17 protein-coding genes and 1 pseudogene are annotated in these 22,403 nt (G+C 75.5%); 4 read left to right on the top strand and 14 right to left on the bottom strand.

Annotated elements, in window-relative coordinates:
- Positions 1 to 256: 256 nt before the first annotated feature.
- On the bottom strand, positions 257 to 1,510 hold the full coding sequence (locus OC490_RS48045; RefSeq protein ID WP_262064381.1) for an aminotransferase class V-fold PLP-dependent enzyme: 1,254 nt from the start codon (positions 1,508 to 1,510) through the stop codon (positions 257 to 259).
- Between the two features lie 405 nt (positions 1,511 to 1,915).
- On the opposite strand from OC490_RS48045, the gene OC490_RS48040 reads away from it, so the two are divergent.
- Both OC490_RS48040 and OC490_RS48035 read left to right on the top strand, forming a co-directional pair.
- A complete protein-coding gene (locus tag OC490_RS48040) occupies positions 1,916 to 2,356 on the top strand; it encodes a hypothetical protein (protein ID WP_262064380.1) in 441 nt (146 codons plus the stop codon).
- A 301-nt stretch (positions 2,357 to 2,657) separates the two neighbouring features.
- Complete coding sequence (locus tag OC490_RS48035) at positions 2,658 to 7,328, top strand: AMP-binding protein (RefSeq protein ID WP_262064379.1); 4,671 nt, start codon at positions 2,658 to 2,660, stop codon at positions 7,326 to 7,328.
- Positions 7,329 to 7,350: 22 nt separating this feature from the next.
- On the opposite strand, the gene OC490_RS48030 is transcribed toward OC490_RS48035, so the two are convergent.
- The 5 genes from OC490_RS48030 to OC490_RS48010 all read right to left on the bottom strand — a co-directional run bounded on the left by OC490_RS48030 (position 7,351) and on the right by OC490_RS48010 (position 12,579).
- Positions 7,351 to 8,586 (bottom strand): helix-turn-helix domain-containing protein, encoded by a 1,236-nt coding sequence (locus OC490_RS48030; protein WP_262064378.1) that lies wholly within the window; start codon positions 8,584 to 8,586, stop codon positions 7,351 to 7,353.
- Positions 8,587 to 9,045: 459 nt separating this feature from the next.
- Positions 9,046 to 11,124, bottom strand: a complete 2,079-nt coding sequence (locus OC490_RS48025; RefSeq protein ID WP_262064377.1) for a condensation domain-containing protein — start codon at positions 11,122 to 11,124, stop codon at positions 9,046 to 9,048.
- Positions 11,125 to 11,356: 232 nt separating this feature from the next.
- Positions 11,357 to 11,734 carry a toxin Doc gene (locus OC490_RS48020; protein ID WP_262064376.1) on the bottom strand — a complete coding sequence of 126 codons (378 nt, stop codon included), beginning with the start codon at positions 11,732 to 11,734 and terminating at the stop codon, positions 11,357 to 11,359.
- A 2-nt stretch (positions 11,735 to 11,736) separates the two neighbouring features.
- Positions 11,737 to 11,871 carry a hypothetical protein gene (locus tag OC490_RS48015; protein ID WP_262064375.1) on the bottom strand — a complete coding sequence of 45 codons (135 nt, stop codon included), beginning with the start codon at positions 11,869 to 11,871 and terminating at the stop codon, positions 11,737 to 11,739.
- A 312-nt stretch (positions 11,872 to 12,183) separates the two neighbouring features.
- Positions 12,184 to 12,579 (bottom strand): hypothetical protein, encoded by a 396-nt coding sequence (locus OC490_RS48010; protein ID WP_262064374.1) that lies wholly within the window; start codon positions 12,577 to 12,579, stop codon positions 12,184 to 12,186.
- An 838-nt stretch (positions 12,580 to 13,417) separates the two neighbouring features.
- On the opposite strand from OC490_RS48010, the gene OC490_RS48005 reads away from it, so the two are divergent.
- On the top strand, positions 13,418 to 14,005 hold the full coding sequence (locus tag OC490_RS48005) for a hypothetical protein (RefSeq protein ID WP_262064373.1): 588 nt from the start codon (positions 13,418 to 13,420) through the stop codon (positions 14,003 to 14,005).
- Positions 14,006 to 14,161: 156 nt separating this feature from the next.
- Positions 14,162 to 14,383 carry an acyl carrier protein gene (locus OC490_RS48000; protein WP_262064382.1) on the top strand — a complete coding sequence of 74 codons (222 nt, stop codon included), beginning with the start codon at positions 14,162 to 14,164 and terminating at the stop codon, positions 14,381 to 14,383.
- A 114-nt stretch (positions 14,384 to 14,497) separates the two neighbouring features.
- On the opposite strand, the gene OC490_RS47995 is transcribed toward OC490_RS48000, so the two are convergent.
- The 8 genes and pseudogenes from OC490_RS47995 to OC490_RS47960 all read right to left on the bottom strand — a co-directional run.
- Positions 14,498 to 15,319 carry an AfsR/SARP family transcriptional regulator gene (locus OC490_RS47995; protein ID WP_262064372.1) on the bottom strand — a complete coding sequence of 274 codons (822 nt, stop codon included), beginning with the start codon at positions 15,317 to 15,319 and terminating at the stop codon, positions 14,498 to 14,500.
- 317 nt (positions 15,320 to 15,636) lie between these two features.
- Positions 15,637 to 16,476 (bottom strand): 4'-phosphopantetheinyl transferase family protein, encoded by an 840-nt coding sequence (locus OC490_RS47990; RefSeq protein ID WP_262064371.1) that lies wholly within the window; start codon positions 16,474 to 16,476, stop codon positions 15,637 to 15,639.
- A gap of 123 nt (positions 16,477 to 16,599) precedes the next feature.
- Positions 16,600 to 17,343 carry an acyl carrier protein gene (locus OC490_RS47985; protein ID WP_262064370.1) on the bottom strand — a complete coding sequence of 248 codons (744 nt, stop codon included), beginning with the start codon at positions 17,341 to 17,343 and terminating at the stop codon, positions 16,600 to 16,602.
- Positions 17,344 to 17,480: 137 nt separating this feature from the next.
- Positions 17,481 to 18,332: an AfsR/SARP family transcriptional regulator gene (locus OC490_RS47980; RefSeq protein ID WP_262064369.1), complete on the bottom strand. Its 852-nt coding sequence runs from the start codon at positions 18,330 to 18,332 to the stop codon at positions 17,481 to 17,483.
- A 312-nt stretch (positions 18,333 to 18,644) separates the two neighbouring features.
- Positions 18,645 to 18,845, bottom strand: a complete 201-nt coding sequence (locus OC490_RS47975) for an acyl-CoA carboxylase subunit epsilon (protein ID WP_262064368.1) — start codon at positions 18,843 to 18,845, stop codon at positions 18,645 to 18,647.
- Positions 18,846 to 18,936: 91 nt separating this feature from the next.
- Positions 18,937 to 21,003, bottom strand: coding sequence for a condensation domain-containing protein (locus tag OC490_RS47970; protein WP_262064367.1), 2,067 nt, complete (start codon positions 21,001 to 21,003; stop codon positions 18,937 to 18,939).
- Between the two features lie 120 nt (positions 21,004 to 21,123).
- Positions 21,124 to 22,008: a 4'-phosphopantetheinyl transferase family protein gene (locus OC490_RS47965; protein ID WP_262064366.1), complete on the bottom strand. Its 885-nt coding sequence runs from the start codon at positions 22,006 to 22,008 to the stop codon at positions 21,124 to 21,126.
- Positions 22,002 to 22,403 (bottom strand): annotated as a pseudogene (locus tag OC490_RS47960) (hypothetical protein); the annotation flags it as partial. The gene OC490_RS47965 and the pseudogene OC490_RS47960, both read right to left, overlap by 7 nt.

Raw genomic sequence — 22,403 nt, 5'->3', positions numbered from 1 at the left:
CTGCATCCCGTCACCCGAATCACCCGCAAACCGGATGATCACCCGGTCCAGACGCCGGACGTCCTTCGCGGGTGCCGCTCCCGTCCCGGGCGGCGCGGTTGTTTCCACAGACATGCTTGGGTCGGCTCCTGTCGGTCCGTGACTCGCTCGCGGCCGCACCGGACGGTGCGTGCGCCTGCGCCGCAGGCTAGTGACGGACGTTGGAGGGGCGCTCGCGTCCGCACCGGCCGCCCCGGCCGGCCGGTCCGTGTGCCGCTCACGCCCCGGGCCGGAGCCGGCCGGTGTCCGGCGGCAGGCCCGGCACCAGGGTCAGGTGCCGCCGGCCGGCCGCACGCACGCGCGGGATCCCGGCCACGGCCGGCCGCGACGGCACCGCCTGCGGGGCCGGTGCGGCCGGCAGCGGGTGCCGGGTGGGCGCGGGAAGCGGGCGCGTCCCGGTCACGGCGTCCTTGAGCGCGTCGGCGAACAGCTCGATGTCCTCGGCCGAGTTGTCGTGGTGGACGGAGGCGCGTACGGCCGTGACGACACCCCGCTTCGGCAGATAGAGCGGGACCTCCTCGGCGACCGTCTTCCACACGACGACTCCGCGGTCCGCGAGCCGGCGGCGCACCACTGCCGCCGGCACGTCCTCGTGCCGGAAGGTGACGATGCCGCTCTGGACACGTCCGGGGGCGATCAGTTCGGTGCCGGCCGTGTCCTCGACGGCGGCACGCAGGCCGGGAGCGAGGTCCCGGCCCGGGGACGCCGCCGCGTGCAGGGCCAGGGCCTCGTTCAGCGCGGCGGCCGCGGCGCCGTGCGGCGGCACGAGCGGCATGCCGCCGTGCCGGACCAGGACCTCACGCAGCCGCGGCGCCGCGGTGGCGAACGCGGCCGCGTACGGGCCGCGCAGGAACCTCCAGCCGTCCCCGGTGAGGAGGTGGCAGCCGATGCGGGCGACGTCCACGGGGAGTTGCCCCACTGCGTACGAGGCGTCGACGGCGTACAGGCACCGGTGCGGGGCGAGGATGCGCCCGATGTCCTCGACGGGATGGACGATGCCGCAGCCCGACGGAACGTACGGGACGCAGACCAGGGCGACGTCGTCGCCGATGTGCCGTGCCATCCACTCCAGGTCGAGGTCACCGTCGGGGCGCAGCGGTACGACCTCCAGCCGGCAGCCGGTGTGCGCGCGCAGCGCGAAGACGGCTCCGAGGTTGGCGGCCGACTCGTAGGGAGTCGTCCAGACGCGGTCCCGCGGGCCGAGCGGCAGCCGGGACAGCACGGCGGCGAACGCGTCGGCGGCGCCGGTGCACAGGAAGGTGTCCCCGGGCGGCGCGCCGAGCAGGGCGGCCAGCCGCTCGTGGATCTCCCGGTGCAGGACGTCGTCGAGGCGTTCGTCCAGTTCGTACGGCCCGTACCGGTCCTCGAAACGCGTCCACTCGGTGAGGACCGCCCGTACGGCCTCGGGCATGCGGCCCGCACCGGCCGGGTTGAGGTGGATCCTGCGGTCACCGTGGGATTCCTCGTTCACTTCAGGGCCTCCCCCCTGCAGAGTTGAGACAAATGATTGCCTAGTTCTTGGCAATACATTGCCTCGCCCGTCGCGAGTTTGGCAACCTCGGGCAGTACCGGCTCCGGCGCGGCTCTAGCGGGGGGTCCGTGACAAGCGGCTCGGCCGCGTCCAGCTCTTTTCTCCAGGAATTGCCAAGCGTTGCCAGAGCGTCTCCGGCTTTGCCAAGAATCCTTGTTTTCGCAGCTCAGAGCGTCTTTTTCAGGCAATTCAGCCGTGCTGATTCATTCTCTGGAGCGTTCCTGGCGTGCACCTTGAGTCCGAATCGACCCATTCCCGACCATTTCGCGAGCTTTGCTTGCCAATCTTTTTGGCAGAAGGTTGCCAAGCAACGAACACAAGATTGACACAACCGAGGAGCCCGCCATGAACCGCATCGCCCGCATCGCCATCGCCGCCACCGCCCTCACCGCCTTCTCCGCCGCCGGCGTCACCGCCGCGGACGCGATCGGCCGGCCGGCGACGGCGAAGACGACCTCCACGATTCAGGCGGACACGAACTGGCCGGTCACCCCCACCGCGATCCAGGCCGACACCAACTGGCCGGTCGCCCCCACCGCCATTCAGGCCGACACCAACTGGCCGGTCGCCCCCACCGCGATCCAGGCCGACACCAACTGGCCGGTCGCCCCCACCGCGATCCAGGCCGACACCAACTGGCCGGTCGCCCCCACCGCCATTCAGGCCGACACCAACTGGCCGGTCGCCCCCACCGCGATCCAGGCCGACACCAACTGGCCGGTCGCCCCCACCGCGATCCAGGCCGACACCAACTGGCCCGTCGCCCCCACCGTCGCCAGCGTCTGATCCGCGCCCGGGCATCTGTGCCCGCCCCGTGACGCCCCCGCAGGCAGCCTTGCTGCCCAGCGGGGGCTTCGGTGTTTTCGGGGTGGCGTCGGATGCGGGACGCCCGGGTGATCGCCGGGCACTCCCCCGCTTCGGGCGTCTTGGCAACCCGGCGCCCTCCGCCGTGGCGGCCATGCCCCCTTGCCAGCAGCGACTCCAGTGCCGCTCGACCGCCTCAGGACGTCGCCTCAGGCCGCCCTTGCCAACATTCAGGCAATGTTTTGCCAAGCCGGAAGGCGCCGTCAAAAGGAGCAGGTACCCGATGTCCATCTCCGACCTCATCGAGCAGCAGGTCCAGGAGCGCCCCGACGCGGTCGCGGTGCACCGTCCCCGGCGGGCCGACGGGGGTGGCGGCCACCTCACCTACCGGGAGCTGGGCCGTGCGGCCAACCGTCTCGCCGCCCACCTGCGGGCCCGCGGCATCGGCCGCGGCGACCGGGTGGTGACCTCGCTGCGGCCGGGCCCGGAGACGGTGACCGCGTTCCTCGGGGTCGTGCGGGCCGGGGCGGCCTGTGTTCCGCTCGACCCCGCCGACCGGGCCGAGCGGCGCCGGCTGATCGTGCGCGACAGCGCGGCCGCCGCGGTGCTGACCGGGTCCGCGGACGCCGCGGACTACACGGGCCTGGACACGGTGGTCCTCGCGCTGGACACCGAGGCGCCCGAGATCGCCCGGCGCTGCGACGTCCTGCCCGAGCAGGCCTCCGGCCCGGACGACGCCCTCTGTGTCTGCTACGCCTCCGGCACCACCGGTGTCCCCGAGGGGGTCGTCGTGGCGCACCGCGCGGTGGGGGACCTCGTACGCGCCGCCGGTCCGGCCTTCGACTCGGTCGCCCTCGCGGTGCGGACCGCCCTGGCGCCGGCCGGGGACGGTGGGCGGGAGTCCGCCGGACGGGCGGAGGACCGGGTCGAGCTGTGCGGCCGGCGCTTCGGGCTCGGTGAGGTCGAGTCGGTGCTGGGCGCGCACCCTGCGGTGTCCGCCGCCGCGGTGTCCCTGCACGAGAGCGGGGACGGCGACAGGCGGCTGGTGGCGCATGTGGTGCCGGCCGTCCCGGCCGCGGCGGCCGTGGACGAGGACGCGCAGACCGCCCGGTGGAAGGAGATCCACGAGGCGCTCCACGCCGCGGCCGGCGGGCCGGGTGACGACCTCACCGGCTGGGACAGCAGTTACGACGGCCTGCCGATCCCGCCGCAGGAGCTGCGGGAGTGGAGGTACGCCACCCTCGACCGGATCCGGGAGCTGCCGCGCCGCAGGGTTCTGGAGATCGGTGCGGGCACCGGGCCGCTGCTGGATCTCCTGGCCCGGGACGAGGAGGTCCAGGAGTACTGGGCGACCGACTTCTCCCCCGCCGCGGTCGCCGCGCTGAGCGCGCGGGTGGAGGCGGACCCGTTGCTGAAGGACAAGGTGCGGCTGGACTGCCGTGGTGCCGAGGACACCGGCGGGCTGCCCGTGGGCCACTTCGACACGATCGTCGTCAACTCGGTGATCCAGTACTTCCCGGGCCTTTCCCGTCTGCGTACGGTCGTCGAGCGGGTGCTGGCGCTGCTCGCCCCGGGCGGTTCGCTGCTGCTGGGCGATGTGCGCAGTCTCGACCTCGCCCGCTGTCTGCGGACCGGCATCGCGCTGGCCCGGCCGGGCGCCGCCGAGGGCGACCGGGAGGCGTTGCGGCGCGCCGTCGAGCAGCAGGGCGCCACGGAGAGTGAACTGCTGCTCTCCCCCGCCCTGTTCGGGGTGCTGGCCCGGGACCTGTCCGCGGTGCGTGCGGTGGACGTACGGGTCAAGCGGGGCGTGCACCACAACGAGCTGACCCGCTACCGCTACGACGTGGTGCTCTCCACCGCCGAGCCGGTCGCCGACCTCTGCGGTGCGCCCGTCGTGCGCTGGGGCGCGGACGGCGTCGACGGCCTGGAGGCCGTGGACCGGGTCACGGCGGGGCGTCCTGCCGTGCTGCGGCTGGCCGGGGTGCCCAACCGCCGGGTGCACGACGAGTACGCGGCCATGCGGTCCCTGTTCGATCCCCTGGAGAGCATCGACCTGCCGCCGCAGGACGCGCCCGCCCCCGATCCGGAGGCGCTGTGCGGGCGGGCCGAGCGTCTGGGCTACCGGGCCCTGCCCACCTGGGGCGGGCGGCCCGACCTCCTCGACATCGTCCTTCTCGATCCCGCGCGGGTTCCCGCGGGCGTGCTGACCGGTGTGTACGCGGGGCCCGGCACCGGGGCGGAGGGCGGTGCCGGCACTCCGGCGGCCTTCGGGGACGCCGCCGATCTGGAGGACGTGCTGCGGGCCCATCTGCAGGAGCGGCTGCCGGAGCACATGGTCCCGTCCGTGCTGACGACTTTGGAGGCCCTGCCGCTGGACGCCGCCGGCGCGGTGGACCGCACGGCCCTGCCGGTGGACGCCCGCGTCCCCGGCCGCCGGGGCACCCAGCCCGGCACGCCGGTCCAGGAGATCGTCCGTGATCTGTTCGCCGAGGTGCTGGGCCTGCCCCGGCACCGGGTGCATGCCGAGTCCGACTTCTTCCGCATCGGCGGCGACGCGCCGGCGGCGGCCCGGCTGCTGTCGCGGGTCCGCGAGACCCTGGACGCCGATCCGGGCGGCCGGGCGCTGTACGGGGCGCCGACCCCGGCCGCGTTCGCCGCGCTCGTCGGCGATGCGCCCGCGGCGGTGACCGGGCCGGGCGACACGGCGGGCGACAGCCGCGAGTTCTCGCTGCGGCTGCGCGGCCGGCTGGACCGGCACGCTCTTGAGGCGGCCCTGGAGGATCTGGGGCGGCGCCATCCGGCGCTGCGCAACTCCCGGCTGGGCTCGGCCGGTACCCGGCTGCGTGCGTCGGCGGCCGACGACCATCTGCTGGAACTGGCCCTGCCGGCCGACTCGGTCGACCTGTGGTCCCATGTGCCGCTGGCCGCCGACCTGGCCCGGGCCTACGGGGCGCGGGCCGGCGGCGGCACTCCGCACCGTGCCCGTGCCGGGCTGGACGCGGCGCCCCGCGCGGTCTTCGGCGATCTGCCGCCCGCCGTGCTGCCGGGCAGCGCGCCGCGGTCCGCTCACGCCTCCTACGGCACCCTGGAGACCGGTCTGGACGCGGAGCTGCACGCACGGCTCAGCCGGCTGGCCGCCGAGCAGGGCACCACCCTGTTCATGGTGGTGCACGCCGCGCTCGCCGCGCTGCTGTGCCGGATCGGCGCGCAGGATCCGGTCACCGTGGCCGCGCCCGTCCCGGCGCGGGACACGGCCGCGCTGCGCGAGGCCGTGGGCCCCTACGGGCGGGTGCTGGCGCTGACGGTGGACACCGGCGGCGATCCCGCCTTCACCGAACTGCTGCGCCGGGTCCGGGTGCGGGACCTGGCCGCCTACCGGGACGGCGGGGCGGCGCTGGCGGCGCTGCCCGGCGGGGTCGCGCTGGCGGTGCTGCAGGAGTGCGTGGGCCGGTTCGAGGCGTCCGGGCTGTCCGTGCAGGCCGAGCGCTGCACGTCCGCGGTGCCGGCCGCGGACCTGGGGCTGACGCTGACGGAACGGCAGAGTGCCGCGGGCGCGCCGGCGGGCATCGCCGTCACCGTCACCTTCCGCCGCGAGACGGTCGGTGAGAGGGCCGCGGACTCCCTCGCCGGTCAGTTCACCGCCGTGCTGCGCTCGGCGGCGGAGACGCCCGCGGCGCGGCTGAGCCGGCTGCGGCTGCTGCCCGGTGCGGCCGCCGGGAGCGGGGTGTGGGCGGGTGCGGAGGTGCCGCTCGTGCGGCAGGACCCGGACGGTGTGGTGTCGCTGTTCGCGGCGCAGGTGGCGCGGGCTCCGGGGGCGCCGGCCCTGGAGGGTTTGGACTACGCCGGGCTCGACGCCCGTTCCGACCTGTTGGCGCACGTCCTGATCGAGCACGGGGCCGGTCCCGGCACCTGTGTGCTGACCGCGCTGTCCTCACCGGCCGGGTTCGCGGTGGCGGCGGTGGCCGTGGCGAAGACGGGAGCCGCGCTGCTGCCGGCCGATCCGTCGCTGGACCTCGCCGAGTCGCTGCATCCCGTGGTGCTGCTGCTCGACGAGACCGCGAACCTGCTGCTGCCGGCCGTGCCCGGCGCGGCCCGGCTGGTGCGCGAGGAGGCCGCCGACCGGCGGCCGGCGGCCGGGCGCTGGCCGGTGACGCAGGCCGACCGGACCCGGCCGCTGCGGGGCGGCGACCCTCTTCTGCTGCTGCCCGGCGACGGCGGCACCGTCGCGGTGGGCGGTGAGGCCGTCACCGCGGCCTCGCCGGCCGACGCGGCCTGGCTGGTGCGCGGCTACCCGGACGGGGACGCGGCGATCGGGCTGCTGAGCACCCTGGTGGGCGGTGCGCGCGTGCACGTCCCGGACGGCTCGCTCACCCGGGACGTGCCGCACGAGGTGCTGGGGTGGCTGCGCCGGCACGGGGCGCGGGTGGTGCTGGGCGGCAGTGACGACGTCCTGGGTGCGCTGGTGTGCCTCGCCCGGACCGAGGGCGTCGAGCTGACCGTGAGCGGCGGCTGGGCCGAGGCCCGGCTCGTGGTCGAGCACGTGCCCGGCGCCCCGGCCCGGCCCGCCCCCGGCCACCGTGCCTATCTCCTGGATGCGCGGCTGCGTCCGGTGGGCCCGGGCCGGACCGGATCCCTCTACATCGCGGGGGCCGGCGTGGCGAGGGGCTACACCGGGGCGGGCGGGGCGGGCGGCGGGGGGTTCCTGCCCGACCCGTTCGGCGGCCCGGGCGGTGGCACCGCCCGCATGTGGCGCACCGGCCGCGCCGCGCGCCTGGACGAGTACGGCAATCTGCGGGTGCTGGACGCCGCGGCCCACGACGACCCGTTCGACGACGCGTCGGCCGCCTTCGTGGTGGTGGCCGACGCGGGCGGCCACCGGGCCCGGTGGCCGGCGGCGGCCGCCGTGCCGGAGGGCTGGTACGAGACCCGTGCGGAGGATCTGTACGAGCGGTGAGGGGACCGTGCCGGCCGGGCGGTCACGTCCCGGAGGCGGCCGGCCCGCGGTCCGCGGCGGAGCCCGCCAGGGATTCGGCCAGGATGCGCCAGATGTCCGCGGCCAGGTCGATGTTGGCGTCGGCCTGGGCCTGCTCGGCCAGGTCCCGCAGCCCCTGGATGCCGCTGTGGTCACCGGAGCGGATGCGCAGCTGGTTGCGGAGGATGTCCAGGCGTACCCGGTCCCGGTAGCTCATCCTCAGCTCCGTCTCGGCGAGTTCGCCGAGCAGGGCGTGGGCCTCGTCGTAGCGGGCGGAGAGGAAGGCGACGTCCGCCTTGAGGGCGAGGAGGTCCTGGTGCAGGCCCGGGGTGCCGACGAAGGCGAGGGCGGGCTCGGCGGCCGTGAGGCACCGCTCGGCGGCCCGGGGGTCCGGCGGCTGCTTCTGCAGGTAGAGCCGGCCGGCCGCGAACCGCAGGCGCAGCCACAGCACGAGGTCCTCCCGGCTGGCGAACTTCTCCAGCGCCTCCTCCAGGTAGCCCTGTGCGGCGGTGTGGTCGCCCTGCCGCAGGCGGACCGCCGCGGCGGTCCACATGGCCTCCGCCCACAGGGCGTCGCAGCGGCCCGCGACGAGCTCGACCAGTTCGTCGGCGTGGGCCCGCGCATCCGGCATCCGGCCCGCCTCGGCCTCCACCGAGACCAGTGCCAGCAGTACCGCGGCGCGGTCCTCCGCGTCGAGGTCGTCCTCGCGGGCGAGGTGGTGGGCCGCCGTCGCGGCGTCGAGGGCGGCGGTGATCTCGCCCAGCGTGCGCAGACAGCGGGCGTAGCGGGTCAGGCCGCGGACCCGCAGGGCGAGAAGCCCGACCGATTCGCCGAGCCGTACCAGTTCCTCCAGGTACTCCCGTTCGCCGTCGTGGTCGCCCTGCAGGCGCCGCTGGCCGGCGAGTTGCCACAGCGCCTGCCAGCGCAGCACCGGTGCCTCGTGCGCCTCGGCCGCCAGGGCTTCGCGGAGCGTTTCCATCGCGCCGTCGGAGCCGGTGGAGGAGACCAGCGACAGCGCGTGGGCCAGCGAGCCGCCGGCGGGTTCCTCGAAGTCGGCCGCGTCCACGCCGAGCCGTTGGGCGAGATGTGCGACGGCCCGTTCGGTGGGCTGGCGGGCGCCGGACTCCAGCCGGGAGAGGTATCCCGTGGACATGCCGTCACCGGCCAGGGCGGTCTGGGACAGCCCGCGGGCCTGTCGCAGTTTGCGGAGACGGCGGCCGAACGCGGGCTGACGCAGCATGTGACCATTCCCTGGGACGGACGGGTGGGGCCTGTGGGACGGGACGGGGCGCGCCACCGCCCGAGTGCCACCGGGTGCCGCCCTGAGCGTAGGGGGCCGGGCAAGGGCCGGGCAATGTTTTGCCAGATGCTGTGCCGCGGAGTCGTGCGAACCTCACGGATGCGTCCTGCGTTCCTCAAGCGGTTCTTGAGCGGTTGCGGGGAATGTCTCAAGCGTCGGGGCCGGTACCTGCGCACCGGCGCGTCCTCGTCCACGGGAGCTGTCCTCGTCCGCGTCCACGGGAGTCCCCCATGAAACACGCGGTTCCTGCCCGCCGCGCCGCCCGTGAGGGCCTCGCCGGCCGACCGGCACCGGTGCGTGGCGCCTCCGCCCCGTGCGACGACGACATCGGCTGGCCCAGGAGAGGGCCGTTGCCCGTGCTCGCGCGGCAGGGCGGGTGAACGGGGCGGACGCGGTGTCTCAGGTCCGGGCGGCCGAGGCGCTGGCCCGCTGCAGGGCGCGCGCCAGGCTCCGGGGCCCGTCGGGATCGTCGCCGGCGCCGCCGACCACGACCAGGGGCGGGCGCACCCCGGGTCCGGTGATCTGCCGGGCCAGTTCGCAGGCGAGGGCGCCGGCGCCGGAGTACCCGCCCAGGACCAGCCGGCCGCTGGAGCGGGCGAGCCGGGTGAGCGCGTCGGTGTGGGCGGCCTGCCGGCCGGCGGTGAGCCGCAGCGCGGTGAGGGCCTCCGGTCCCCGGTAGTGCCGTACCAGTTCCTGTTCCTGTTCCTGCTGTCCGGTGTGCGGGGCGCCCGGGGCGTCGAGCAGGCACACGGTGGCTCTCGCGGGCGCCGGCGCGCCGCGCAGCGGCACGAGGGGCGCCGCGTCCCAGGCGGGAGGGCCGTCCGGCACCCGGGGGGTGGCCGCGTGCGGCATCAGGGCCAGTACGTCCCCGACGGTGGTGGTCGCGCCCGCCGTGGCGGGCAGCAGGCGCAGCAGGCGCACGGTGTGGGCCAGCAGCGTGCGGGCGGTGCCGTCGTCGACGAGGTCACGGTCGTACGCGCAGGTCAGGACGAGACCGCGGCGGGTGTCGTGGCCGGCGCGCAGGCGCAGGGCGTACCCGGCGGGTGCTCCGGCGGCCTCCTGTTCCTCGATGCGTATGCCGTGCGCGGCGAGTTCGCCGCCGTAGGCGGTCTCGGGTCGCGGGCCGCAGTCGAAGGCGAGCAGGCCGCCCGCCCGCGGCCCGGGGCCGGCGCCGGTGGCCGGTGTGCCGGCGGTGGTCCATTCGTAGGCGGACAGGTCCATCACCAGGTCGCGCAGTGTGCGCAGCAGGTGGGGCAGGTCCAGGGCCGGGTCGAGGGCGACGGTGACGGGCAGTGCTTTCTCGAACGGGCCGGGAACGCCCTCGATGCCCTCCAGGAGCAGCCCGCGGCCGGGAAAGTCCAGGCCGAAGCCCACGGTCGCGCCGGCGGGCGCGGTGTCACGGGCGCGGTAGAGGAGCAGTGCCCACACCGCTTGGAGCACGCTGCTCTCCGCGACGCCCCAGCGCGCCGCCCAGTGGGCCAGGCGGGTGCTGCGGGCCGGGGGCAGGGCGGCGCGCAGCACACCGGTGCCGCCGCCCGCGGGCCGGGCCGGGTGCGGCCCGGGTGCGGCGGGCCGGTGGAGGGGCCCGCGCCAGAAGTCGTGGGCGGGGCCGGGGTCCTGGGTGCCGAGCCGGCGGGCGCAGTCGCCGAGGTCGGGACGGCGTTCGCCGCCGGGCAGCGCCCCGTCGGCGAGGTAGGCGCGGCAGCACTCGCGCATCAGCAGCCGCACGCTCCAGCTGTCCAGCAGGGCGCGGTGATAGGTGAGGAGTACGTCGGTGAAGGGTGCTGCCTCGTCGTGGGGGCCGCTGTCCAGCAGCGCCAGGCGCACCGCTGCCGGGCGTCGCAGGTCGAAGGCGCGGGCCCGTTCACGGGCCGGCAGCTCCGCGCGCCGGATCGCCGTGCCGTGCGGGTGGCGGACGACGTCGGTGACGCCGCGGTCGAAGACGACGGCGCGCGGTCGCGGGTCCCATACGAAGGCGGTGCGCAGCACGCTCTCCCGCGTGGCGACGGCGTGCCAGGCCGCCTCGAGGCGTGCGGTGTCCAGGGGGCCGTACCAGCGCCAGAGGACCTGCTCGACCTGATGGTCGGGCCAGGTCAGGGCGTCGGCGAGCCGCTGCTGCTGCAGGGGGGTGACCGGCTCGGTGCGCGGCAGCGTCCGGCAGGGCGGCCCCGCCGGTGCGGCGGCCGGCCCGGCATCGGGGCAGGACTGGGGTGCGGCGGTGAGGAGGTCGGCGAGCAGGCCGACGGCGGCGGGCGCGGGTGCTCCGTCGCCGCCGGGGAGTTCGACGGTGTGCAGGTCGGGTCCGTGCCGCACCAGCCGGGGTCCCGGATGCCGGGCAGCGGGGCGGATCTCCGCGACGCGGTGCAGGGCCCGGTGGAAGGAGGCGGTGTCCAGTGTCCCGTGCACTTCCATGGTGCCGTGGTCGCCCTGCTCCGGGTCGATCACCGCGCACACACCGGCGGGCCGGTCACCGTTCATCGCCTCCCCCTTTCCGGACACCCCCGTACGGAACGAGCAACTGCGCCCCCGGCCCGGGGAGTCGGCGTGCGGGCCCGGGCGGGCCGGCACGCGCTGACGGAGCCGGAGCCCAGCTTCTTCACGCTAGCTCCGCCGCGTCCGGGCCGTCCGTTTCCTCCAGCGGCCCCCGAACGGTCCTCGACCGGCTTCCCCGGGTGGGAGGACGAGAGGTGCGCGGCCGGGGCGGTCCGGGTCAGGCGGCGCGCCAGGAGCGAAGGCGGTCGGCCACGTCGAAGCTGGTCAGGCGGAACGCCCGGATGTCCTCGATCAGCTGGATCCACTGCCGTTCGTCGGCGTCGGCCGTCTCGCCGGAAGCCTCGATGTACGCCACCGCGACGGCATAGCCGTACAGCTCGTTGCGGGCCGGCAACGGCCGTTGCCGCACGATCGTGTCGAGCAGCGCAGCCGCCCGCCAGTACGCGTCGGGTTCCCCGAGGTCCAGGTGGGGCGTGTTGACCCGGTGTCGCACGACGGCCGCGATCAGCGCCGAGTGGTCGCGCACCTGCAGATCCTTGCCGAGAACCCGTTCCTGCCGGTCGAGCAGCCACCGGATGTCGACGTGCAGGTCCAAGGTCAGGCCGCCCGGTGCGCCGAGCGGCTGCCCGCGGACGGCTCGGGCAGGCCCCCGAACGCCGCGTCGAAGGCGTCGGCGAAGCCCGGACGCTCAAGTGCCGCGTCGAACGAGCCGGTGGCCCGGCCGAGGAGCACCTGGCGCTCCTCGGCCGGGACAGCTCTTCGAGATACGCGGCGAGGCTCATGCCACGCGCCTTCGCGAGGACCGTCAGGCGTCCCTGGTGGTGGTGGTCATCCGGACGCTGGTGTCAGCCGTACGCAGAGCATGCACCGCCGTATGCGTCGACGCATACTCCGTGGACCGGCCCGCCCCCGGCGACAGCCGCCACAGCCCCTCCGCCCTACGGACCGAGACGTTCCCCCGATCACGCCGTGAGCACCCGGCGCGGCGGCCCCGGCCCGAAGTCACCCGCGGAGCAAGGGAGTCGACGCCGGCCCGGTGCCACGTCAGCTCGCCGGCGTCTGCGGCACGAGCAGGTCCTGGCACCGCTCGATCCGGCCCGCGGCATCGAAGTGGAGCTCCGCGACCAGTGACCAGGCCGCCCCCTCGGCACGGGCGGTCGCGCGCAGGGCGACGACGTCGTGGTCGGCGATGACGCTCTCGACCGTCAGTCCCAGCCCGTCGGGCAGCGTGCGTCCGCCCGTTCCGGCGGCGCCCGCCCAGTGGCGGGTGAGGTGATTGACCTCGCCCCGGTTGCCTGCCGCGACCAGCGCGAAGACGATTTCCCTGTTGCGCTCGCGCAGGCTGCGCGCGGTGAGGAGTTCATGCAGCGCCCCGCTGAGGGGCGCGGTCAGCGTCAGCGCCATGACGAGAGGCCCTTCCTCCTGGTCGTCGTCCCGCATGGCCGTACGGCCGTGCGGCCAGCCCGGAAATCATGGCCGCACGTGCTGGAGCGGGGACGGAGAACGGGTAAAACCCGGTGAGGCGAGAGGAACCGACCGGACATTTCTCTCCGGGAAGTCATCGCGATGATCCCACGGGAAATTCCCCTTCTCCTTTCCGGAGTTCCGGAGTTCCGGAGTTCCGGAGTTCCGGCTTCCGTCTTTCCGTCCGCCTTTCCGGCTTTTCGCCTTTCCGGCTTTTCGGCTTTCCGGAATCACCCTCGATCGGATTAGCCGGCAGCTCGCCGCAGGTGATCAGGCCGCCCCGGCAATGGTTCCGCCCCGCGTTCCGCCACGGCTCCAGCGCCCCTGCAGGCGGTGGGGGCAGGCTGGCCCCGTGGGGGTTGGACCGGCCGGCAGGACCGCTATGACGTTGGCCGGCAGGGCCGCGGCGATCACCACGCCTCGACGGACGCCCTCACAAACTCCGCCGAGGGGTGCTCCCGCACCGTCCTGGTCGAGGGGCCCACGGGCTGCGGCAGGAGCGCGCTCGTGCACCTGCTGGTCGAACGGGCCGGCGCCGCGGGAGCGGTGGTGCTGAGCGCGGCCGGCTCCCCGGCCGAGCGCCGAACCGCGTGGGGCGTGACCCGCCGCATGCCGGCCGGTCATCGCCGGCCGGCCCGGTGGCGGAGCACGGCGGAACGCACACCCCGTGGCGAGGACGTCCCGGCGCTCTGTGCCGAGCTGCGCGAGGTGAGCGGGGGCGGCCCGCCGGTGCTGTGCGGACGACGTCCACCACGCCGACACCGAGTCCCCGGCGTTCGTGCGCCATCCCGCCCGCCCCGTGCGGTCTGCCCGGATGCTGCTGGTCGTCGCCGGGACGGTCCACCACGAAAGCGGCGACCCGGCGTTCACGGCCGGGCTGACGAGCGGGCCGGCCTCCCGGCGTGTCCGGCTGGAGCGGCTCGGCCGTGCCGAGGTGACCGCACTCGCCGAGCGGGCCGGCCGCCGCGAACACACCGCGTTCCTCCACGAGTCCAGCGGCGGCAACCCCCTGCTGCTGCACGCCCTCCCGACCGCCACGGAGCCCGGCGCCACCCGGCCCGTGTCCCCTCACCCGTCCGCGGACCTCGACAGCCCCTTCGCCCGGGCGGTGCGGGCCTGCCCGCACCGTGCCGGCGCGACCGCCGCGGCGGTCGCCCGGGCCGCCGCCCTGCCGGACGGCACCGCCGCACCGGAACACATCGTGCAGCTGACCGGCATCGCGCCGGCCGCCGTCCGCCAGGGCGTGGCCGGCCTGCATGCCGCGGGCCTGCTGAGCGCTACCGGTGTCCCGCGCCCCGCCGTGCGTGCCGTGGTCCTCGGCGGCCTGTCCCCCGCCCGCCCGTCCACCCCCGGCGGGGTGACCGCAGCCCCCGCGCCGGCCGGCCTCGGCCGGGCCCGGTAGCGGCGGACGGGTGCACCGGCGAAGGGGACAAAGGCCCCGTACCGGCGGGCGCGGCGATCCGCACGGCGTACGACGGCGACTTCTTCCGACGGACAGACGACCGACGACACACGAAGGGCGGGATCAGCAACGGCCCGGGAGAAGAAGTCCGGGGAACTGCTCCGTGAGTACCTGCCGTTCCTCGACGCCGGCGAACCGCTGGAGGCCGACACGGACCTCAGGCTCTCGGGCCTGGACTCGCTGGGCGCGGTGGAGCTGTCGGGCTCCCTGGAGGGCGTCCACGGCGTGCGCTTCGTGGACGACGCCCTCTCCCCGGACACCTTCGCCGCACCGGCGGCCCTGCGGGGAACGCCGGCCCGGTTGCAGGCGGTCGCCTGAGCCCCGTACGAGAAACGCCGAAGGGCCGGACCGGGTGACGGTCCGGCCCTCGGCGACGGATCGGTGGCGGTGGGGCGGGAAGCCCGCCGCCCATGGGCCGGGCGGCGCCGTCCCTCACGCGGCGAACAGGTCGAACGTGGAGCCGTGGCGCGGGCCCGCCAGCATCTCCAGCTGCGGGTCCACGGCCAGCATGGCCTGGTGCATGCGCTGCAGCTGCGGGGAGGGTTCCACGCCCAGCTCGTCGATGAGCCGGATGCGCAGCCTGCGGTAGACCTCCAGCGCCGTGGCCTGCCGGCCCGAGCGGTACATCGCCACCATGACCTGGGAGTGCAGGCCCTCGTGGTGCGGGTGGCGGGCCGTCAGCTCGGTGAGTTCGGCGATCAGCTGCGAGTGGCGGCCCAGCCGCAGGTCGGCGTCGATGCGCCGCTCGACGGTGACCAGCCTGCTCTCCTGCAGCCGCATCACCTCGATCTCCAGGACGGGACCGAGCTTCACGTCGACCAGCGGTGCGCCGGTCCACAGGTCGAGCGCCGCGCGGAACCGCGCCGCGGACACCTCGTCGTCGCCTTCCACGAACGCCGTCTGTCCCTGCCGGATCAGTTCCTCGTAGGCGTGCACGTCGACACAGCTCTTGTCGATCTGCAGCAGGTATCCGCCGTGCCGCGTGGCGAGAACGTCCTTCGCGCCGGCCGGTGCGCCCGGGCCCATGGCCGTGCCCAGCCGCCTGCGCAGTTGGAGTATGTACGTCTGAAGGGTCGTCAGTGCGCTCGCCGGAGGCTCGGTTCCCCAGAGTTCCTCCATGAGCGTGGGAACAGGCATGACCCGTCCCGGATAGAGCGCCAGCAACGACAGGATCTGTCGCGGCTTGCCGGCCGTCGGAACGATTGATCCCCCGTTGACCTCGGCACTCAACGGACCCAGAACCTGAATCTCCATGGTGGCCTCCCCACCTCGTCGAGTTCCTTGTCCAGTTCCTTTTGGTGGCCGGAAATCTCCGCCGCTAGGCACGCTAGCCGTGTCCGTGCCCACCGAGCGATTTCCTGTAGCGGTCCTCCAGCGGTGCTCCACGTGGATTCCGCGCCGAATGCGCGCCGCACTCGAGAACACCCGTACTTCCGCCGGAAATGAACTCCGCATTCCGGTCCGGCTTCGGGGACGGCGGGCAATCCCGCGCCGCACACCCCCTTTTTTTCTCTCTTTCTCTTTCCTCCCGCGGACGCGGCCCGGTTCGCGCGGTGCGTCGGCACGCCGGATCAGACCGGTGCGCCCACCGGCTCCGGCAGGGCGATGGTGAGCGGTGCGGCCCGGTCCCAGGGGAATCCCTGGTGCAACTCCAGACGCGGTGCGGGGCTGTCGTCCGCGGGTACGGCCACCGCGGCCAGCACACCGGGCACGGGCTCCAGTTCCAGGAACCGCCAGCGTCCGGCCGGGTCGTCGGCGGGCGGCCGGAAGGCGAGCACTCCCCGGTCGTCGTGCAGGGTGAAGGCGAACTCGTCGAAGGGCAGCCCGAGTCCCAGTCCGCGGGCCTTGGAGTAGGCCTCCTTCAGGGTCCACAGCCTGAGCACCCGGCGGTCCCGGCGCCGTCCCGGGGGCACTTGTGCCGCCCAGCGCTGCTCCTGGGGGGTGAAGGTGGTCAGGATGGTGTCCAGGGCGCCCGCCTCCCGGTCGAGGCGCTCGACGTCGACTCCGACACGCTGCCTGCGGACGATCCCCAGCAGGCTGTAGCCGCCCGCGTGGGAGAGGTTGAAGTCGAGATGGCCGCCGCCTCTGGGCAGGCCGCCGGGCAGCGGCTGCAGGAAGGGCCGCCCGCGTGAGGAACGCCAGATGACCAGCTCGGCCTCGCCGAGGCCGGCCTCCAGCGCCAGCGCGCGGCGGACCAGGGTGTGGGCGACGAGGTACTGGCGGCGGTCGCGTTCGAAGAGGAACCGGGCAGCGGTCTCGTTCTCCCGGTCGTCGAGCCAGTGCGAGGCCAGGATGCCGGTGACGGCGGGCGGGAGGGCGTCGTTGGGGCACAGCCACAGCGTCACCGGGGGCACCGTCGCGTGGTGCGGGGCGGGCCCGGTGCCGGAGGGTTCCGGTGCGGTGATGGTCATGGTGTCGTTCCAGTCCGTCTCGGTTCGCCGTCCCGCTGCCGGCGGAGCGGCGCCGCGGCACGGTGGCCGCCGGGGCCGGGACAGGCGGAGGGTCGCCGGTGCTCCACAGGTGGTGGCCCCCGTTCAGGCCGAGCGGTTCGCCAGGAGGGCGGCGGCCTCGTCGACGCCGATCCGGTCGCCGCGCACCGCGTCGAGCAGCGCGACCACCTCCGCCGGGGACAGCGCGGGCCGCTCCTGCGCCGCGACGGCGGGCGGCCGCGGCGGCACAGGCGGCGCGGGCGCCGCGGCCGGTGCGTCGCCGCGGACGTCCGGCAGCGCGGGGGCCGGTGCGCCCCGGGTGCGGGAGGCGATGTAGGCGGCCATCGCGGCGGGGCTGGGATGCTCGTGGACGGTGACGGGCCGTTCGCTCAGGCCGTAGGCGCGGTTGACGCCGGCGGCGAAGTTCGCCGCCAGGATGGAGTCGATGCCCAGCTCCGCGAAGGCGGCGCCGCCTTCGATCTCCCACGGGTCGCAGTGCAGGATCGACGCCAGCTGGTGGCGCAGTACCTGCAGCACCTCGGCCGAGGCACCGGAGTCCGGGGCCTGGGGGGCGTCGTCCGTGCCACGGCGCAGGGCCGTCAGGTGGCGGGCCAGGAGGACCGGCGTGGCGTACTCGTAGAGGTCCGCGCCGGCGATCCGGACGCCGAAGTGCCGGTCGACGGCCGCGACGAACTCGACGGTGAGCAGGGAGTCCAGGCCGAGGACGGGGAAGGGCTGTTCGGGGTCGACCCGGTCGGGGTCGGCGTGCACGACACCGGCCAGCACGGCGGTGAGCTCGGCAAGGATGTCTCCGTGGCCATCGGAAGATGCCGTCGGCTCACTGGTCATCAGGTCGTCCCTTCGTGGACGTCCCGGCCGTCGGGCCGGGGTGGGGTGCCTCCCGCTTGCGGGGAGGGACGAAGCTCCTGCCGGGGAGCGGGGCCGGCAGGTCCGGACCGGCGTCCGGACGACCGGGCGTCCGCCGGCTACCGGCCGACGGCCTGTCCGGCGTCCGGGCGGTGCGCGGCCCGCGCCGGGGCCGGCGGGGTCTCGGGTGCGGCGGTCAGGATCGACTGCTGGAGCCGGCGCAGCCGCGGGGAGGGCTCCAGGCCCAGCTCGTGGCCGAGGGTGGTGCGCAGGTGCGTGTAGGCGTTGAGCGCCTCGCCGCGCCGCCCCGAGCGGTACAGCGCGATCATGAACTGGGCGTGCAGGTTCTCGTGGTTGCGGTAACGGCTCGTCAGGACCGTGAGCTCGGCGAGGACTTCGCGGTGCCGGCCCAGCCGCAGGTCCGCCTCGATGCGCTGGTCCAGTGCGCACAGCCGGCTCTCGTCCAGGCGCCTGGCCTCCATGGCGAGCCGGGCCCCGGTCTGCACGTCCGCGAAGGCGGATCCCGACCACAGGTCCAGGGCGGCGGCCAGGGTACGGGAGGCGCCCGCGAAGTCACCGGCGTCCATGGCCCGGTAGCCCAGGCCCGCCAGGCGGTCGAACTCGCGGACGTCGCTGGTGCCGCCGGCGGCGAGCAGGTACCCGCCCGGCAGGGTGACCAGGACGTCCTTGGCGGTACGGCGTTGCGGCCCGGCACCGGGCCGCTGTCCGGTGCCGCGGGCCAGCGCCGCCCCGATGAGCTCGCGCAGCTGCAGCACGTAGGTCTGCAGGGTGGTGCGCGCGCTGCGCGGCGGCCGGCCCGACCACAGTTCCTCGATGAGCGAGGCGACCGGCACCACCCGGTCCGCGTGCACCGCCAGCAGCGCCAGCACCTGCCGGGGCTTCGGCGCCGTGGGGGCGACGGACACCCCGTTCTCCCTCACGTCCAGAGCACCCAGTACGTCGATGTCCACGCCGTCTCCCCTGTCCACGTGCGCTGCTGACACCCCCTCATTAAAAAACAGCACGGACGGTATGTCAATACGAGACCGATCGCCCTGTTTTTATCAGGTCTCAAGCAGTGGTGCACCAGCCCTCGAAGGCAGCCGTTCGCTGGGGAACTCCCCTGGAATGTCAGCCCTGTTCACGCCCCGTACGCACTCTTGAGGCCGGTATGCGTCCACAGGACGGGGGCGCGGGCCCCGAGAGATCGGACCGGCATGCCTACAGGACCGCCCTGCAAACAGACCGTCAGGTCTCCTTGATGCGGTTCTGCGGAGTCGCTCCTACCGCCAGCTGTGCGCCCCGTGGTGGTCATCCCTGCGCAGCCACCAGCGCGAGGCGCTGACCGGCCGCTCCCGCGGCTCCTCGGGTGCCCGCCGGCCGCGCAGAGCCAGCAGGACGACGGTCAGCGCGGCCAGTTCCTCCTCGGTCGCGGTGCCGCGCTCGACACGCAGCGCCTGTTGTCCACAGTCCACGTCGCCCATGGCGCCTCCTCTTTCGTTGCGCGCCACCCTCGGCCATGGCACTCAAGAAACCCTCTCGGCCCGGTGGACGGCACGGCCGGGGACACGGCGCTCAGGCGCCGCGCGCCCGCACCGCCGCCAGGGCCCGGGACAGTGCCCGCGCGCTCTCGGCGCCGCCGACCCCGGTCATGACCACGGCGGGAGCGTCGCCCGTCCGTTCCGCCGCGCGGCGGGCGATCTCGTGGGCGACCCGGCCGGCCGGCCCGGCACCGCACACGGTCAGCCGCCGCCCGTCACCGAGCAGTTCACGCAGGGCGGCGGGCGGCACCCGCCCGCCGGTGACGGTGAGCGACACGATGCGCTCCGGCCCCCCGTACCCGTGCAGCAGCGCGCCGTACGCACCGGGGGTGACGCCGGGGACGGTGACCAGGCACACGAGATCCGCCCCGGGTTCCCCGGCCCGCAGCACCTCCGGCGCCGGCCCGGTGCCGGCGGGTTGCGGCGGTGTCATGGCGGGCACCTGCGAGGTGCCCGGCAGACGCAGGGCATCACCGACGGTGAACCCTCCGTCCGGGTGGTCGGGCAGGCCGCGCAGCAGCCGCACGCACTGCGCGAGGACGCCGCAGGCGTCGGTGCCGGTGAACCTGGCCCGGTCGTAGAGGGCCTCCAGCACGAGAGCGTCCTCGGCGTCGTGGTGCGCGGCGAGCGTGAGGGGCAGGGCCGTGGCGCCCCGGGCGCTCCGCGGCGCGCCCGCCCGGATGCCCTGCGCGGCGAGGCGGGCCCGCAGGTTCGCCGGCAGCCGGGGGTGGCTGTCGAAGCGGACGGTGGTCTCGGTGAGGCGGGATCCGGGGGCGCGCCCGCTCCACTCCCGGACCTGATCGGCGCAGACCCCCGCGCAGGCGCTCAGGTCGAGCGCCACGTCCCGCACCCGCAGCAGCAGGTCCGCCAGCGGCGCGGCCGGGTCCACGGTGACCGTCATCGGCAGCGGGCCGCCCAGCAGTCCGGGGACGGCGGCGCCGTCCCGCAGCGCCATGTCCCGTCCCGACAGGTGCACGCCGAAGGCCACCGGCAGCATCCCGCCGGTGGCGGCCGCCCGGTACAGCAGCAGGGCCCACACCATGTGCAGGGCGCTGCTCTCCCCCGCGCCCCGGCCCCCTGCCCAGGAGCGCAGCCGTGCGGTCTGCGGCGGCCCGAGCCGGCGCCGGATCCGGCCCGTCCCCCCGGCCGGCCGGGGTGGCCCGCCGGCACGGCCCGGGCCGACGGCGGCGCCGGCGGGCGGTGCGGCCGCCGCCCACAGCTCCCGGGCCGCGGCCGGGTCCCGGCGGGCCGGCCAGTGGGCGTGGTCACGGATGCCGGGCCGCCGGGCCGCGCCGGGCAGCACGCCGCCGGCGAGGTAGGAGCGGTAGAACCGCCGCACCAGCAGACGCGCCCCGTGCTCGTCGAGCAGCGCCCGGTGATAGGTCACCAGCAGACGGGTGGGCGGGTGTCCGGCGCCGCCCGTGTCCGGCGGGCGGCCCAGCAGGGACACCCGCAGCAGACCCGGCCGGTACGGCTCGAAGCCGCGGGCGCGCTCCCGGCGCAGCAGGTCGTCCCGGCCGACGTCGGTGTGCGCATGGCGGACGACCTCCACGGCCGCGCTGTCGTGCAGCACCAGGCGGGGAGTGCCGGCCCAGTCGAAGGACGCCCGCAGCACCGCCTCGCGCTCGGCGACGGACTGCCAGGAGGTGGTGAACCGGGCCAGGTCCAGCGGCCCCGTCCAGTCCCAGTGGATCTGCTCCACGAAGCGGCCGGGGCCGCCCCGGGCGCCGACCGCCGCCGCGAGCAGCGCCCGCTGCTCCCCGCTCACGGCGAGCGTGCCCGCGGCGGCCGGCGCCGGCAGGTCGGCCAGCAGGTCGCCGGTGAGCGGCCCGCCGGGCCGGGCCGGGCCCAGGGGGCTGAGCCGCAGGAGGTACCGGCCGAAGCGCCCGGCCGCCGGCATGCCGTCCTGCGGCAGGTCCGGTGCGTCGTCCAGTGCGACGTCGTACGCCCGGTGGCGCCCCGCGACGCGGGCGGCCACCGCCTCGGCGTCCGTGCGGGCCGGTCCGCACGGTTCCAGGACGAACGGCGACCGGTCGTGGGTGCCCAGCGGTTCGAGCACGACGGCGAGTACGGCGCCGACGTGCGGGTGATGACTCCTCATCCGCCCCCCGGGAGGCCGCACAGCTCCGCCGCCGCAGCCCTGTCCACACCCCCGCCTCCTTTTCGAATCGTTTCTGCACGGCCGGCCGCGGGCCCGCGCAACCCCGGCCGGCAGCTCCGCTCACCGCTGCCCGGGACCACGCCGTCCCGGGAGGCCGGGGACGCGGGGGGCGTGCGGGGGCACCGCCGGGGGCGGCCCCTCCCGGGCCTGCCCGGACGACGCGGCGCACGGCCCGTCCGGCACCGGTGCCGCTGTCTCGCGGCGGTACGCCTCGCTCACCAGGTAGCGCTCGTCGACGAGATGGGTGGCAAAGGCCCACTCCCGGGCCGTGTCCCCGGTGAGCCGGGCCGTTGCGGTCTCGTCCCACTCGAAGCCGATGCCCGAGAACCGGCGCCGCATGCCGTGCCCGAGCGCCTTGGCGTACGCCTCTTTCAGGGTCCACAGGCGCAGAAACGTCTCCGTGCGCGCCTCCTCGGGCAGCGCCCCCAGCAGCCGGGCCTCCCCGGCGGTGCACACGTGGTCGCGCAGCGCCTCGAAGGAGATCCGGCGCCCGGCGGGCTCGGCGTCCACACCGACCGGCCCGGTGCGGCTGACGCCGACCACGATCAGCTCGTCGGTGTGCGCGAGGCTCACCTGCAGATCCGCGCCGAGCCCGCGCAGCACGGGCCGCCCGCCCGGCAGATAGGCGAGGTCGAGCCGGGCGGCGGGGACCTGGAGCGCGGCGGCGGCCGTGTGCTTGAGGACGGTCCGGGAGACGGCGAGGATCAGCCGTCCGGCCGGGGCCGGATGCTGCCGGTAACGCGGCCAGTCGCGGCCGAGCAGGGTGCGCAGCCCGGGGTCGAGCAGGGCCGCTGTCAGCCACTGGCCCCAGGTGGTGTGCACCACCGCCCGGCCCGTCGCCTCGACCCGCTCCTGGACCTCCTCCCAGGGCCCATCGGGACCGGGCACGTGGCACGGCGGCGGGAACGGTGTGCGGCCGTGGCCCGCACCGCTGCCGCTCACCACGGCAGCCCCGTCGCGTACAGGTCGCAGTCCACGCCGTCCGCCACACGCCGGGCCAGCTCGTCCCACACGCCCCACTGCGCGTCCGGCATCGGGGCGGGCAGCGCAAGGCCGAGCCGTACGGTGATCCGTCCGAGCGCCGACAGCGCCCAGCCGGCGCCGCCGAGGAAGGGCAGCCGTGCCCCGGCCGCCGCCTCCCGCGCGCCGGCCGTCCCGGCGGCCAGCACCAGCAGGGCCTGACGGTCCGCCAGGGCACGCGCCGCCGGGTCGGCGGGGTCGTGCACGGCGGTGACCGCGCAGGCGGCCCGCAGCGCCCGCCGCTCGGTGGCCAGCCTGCGGCCCAGGCGGGCGAGCGCGGCGGTGCCGGCGTCACCGGCGTCGCCGGTGCCGGGCGCCGG

The sequence above is a fragment of the Streptomyces sp. STR69 genome (assembly GCF_024519455.1).
GTDB lineage: Bacteria > Actinomycetota > Actinomycetes > Streptomycetales > Streptomycetaceae > Streptomyces.
Note: the sequence above shows the minus strand (reverse complement) of the source record. Positions and strands in the feature narration are given on the sequence as shown.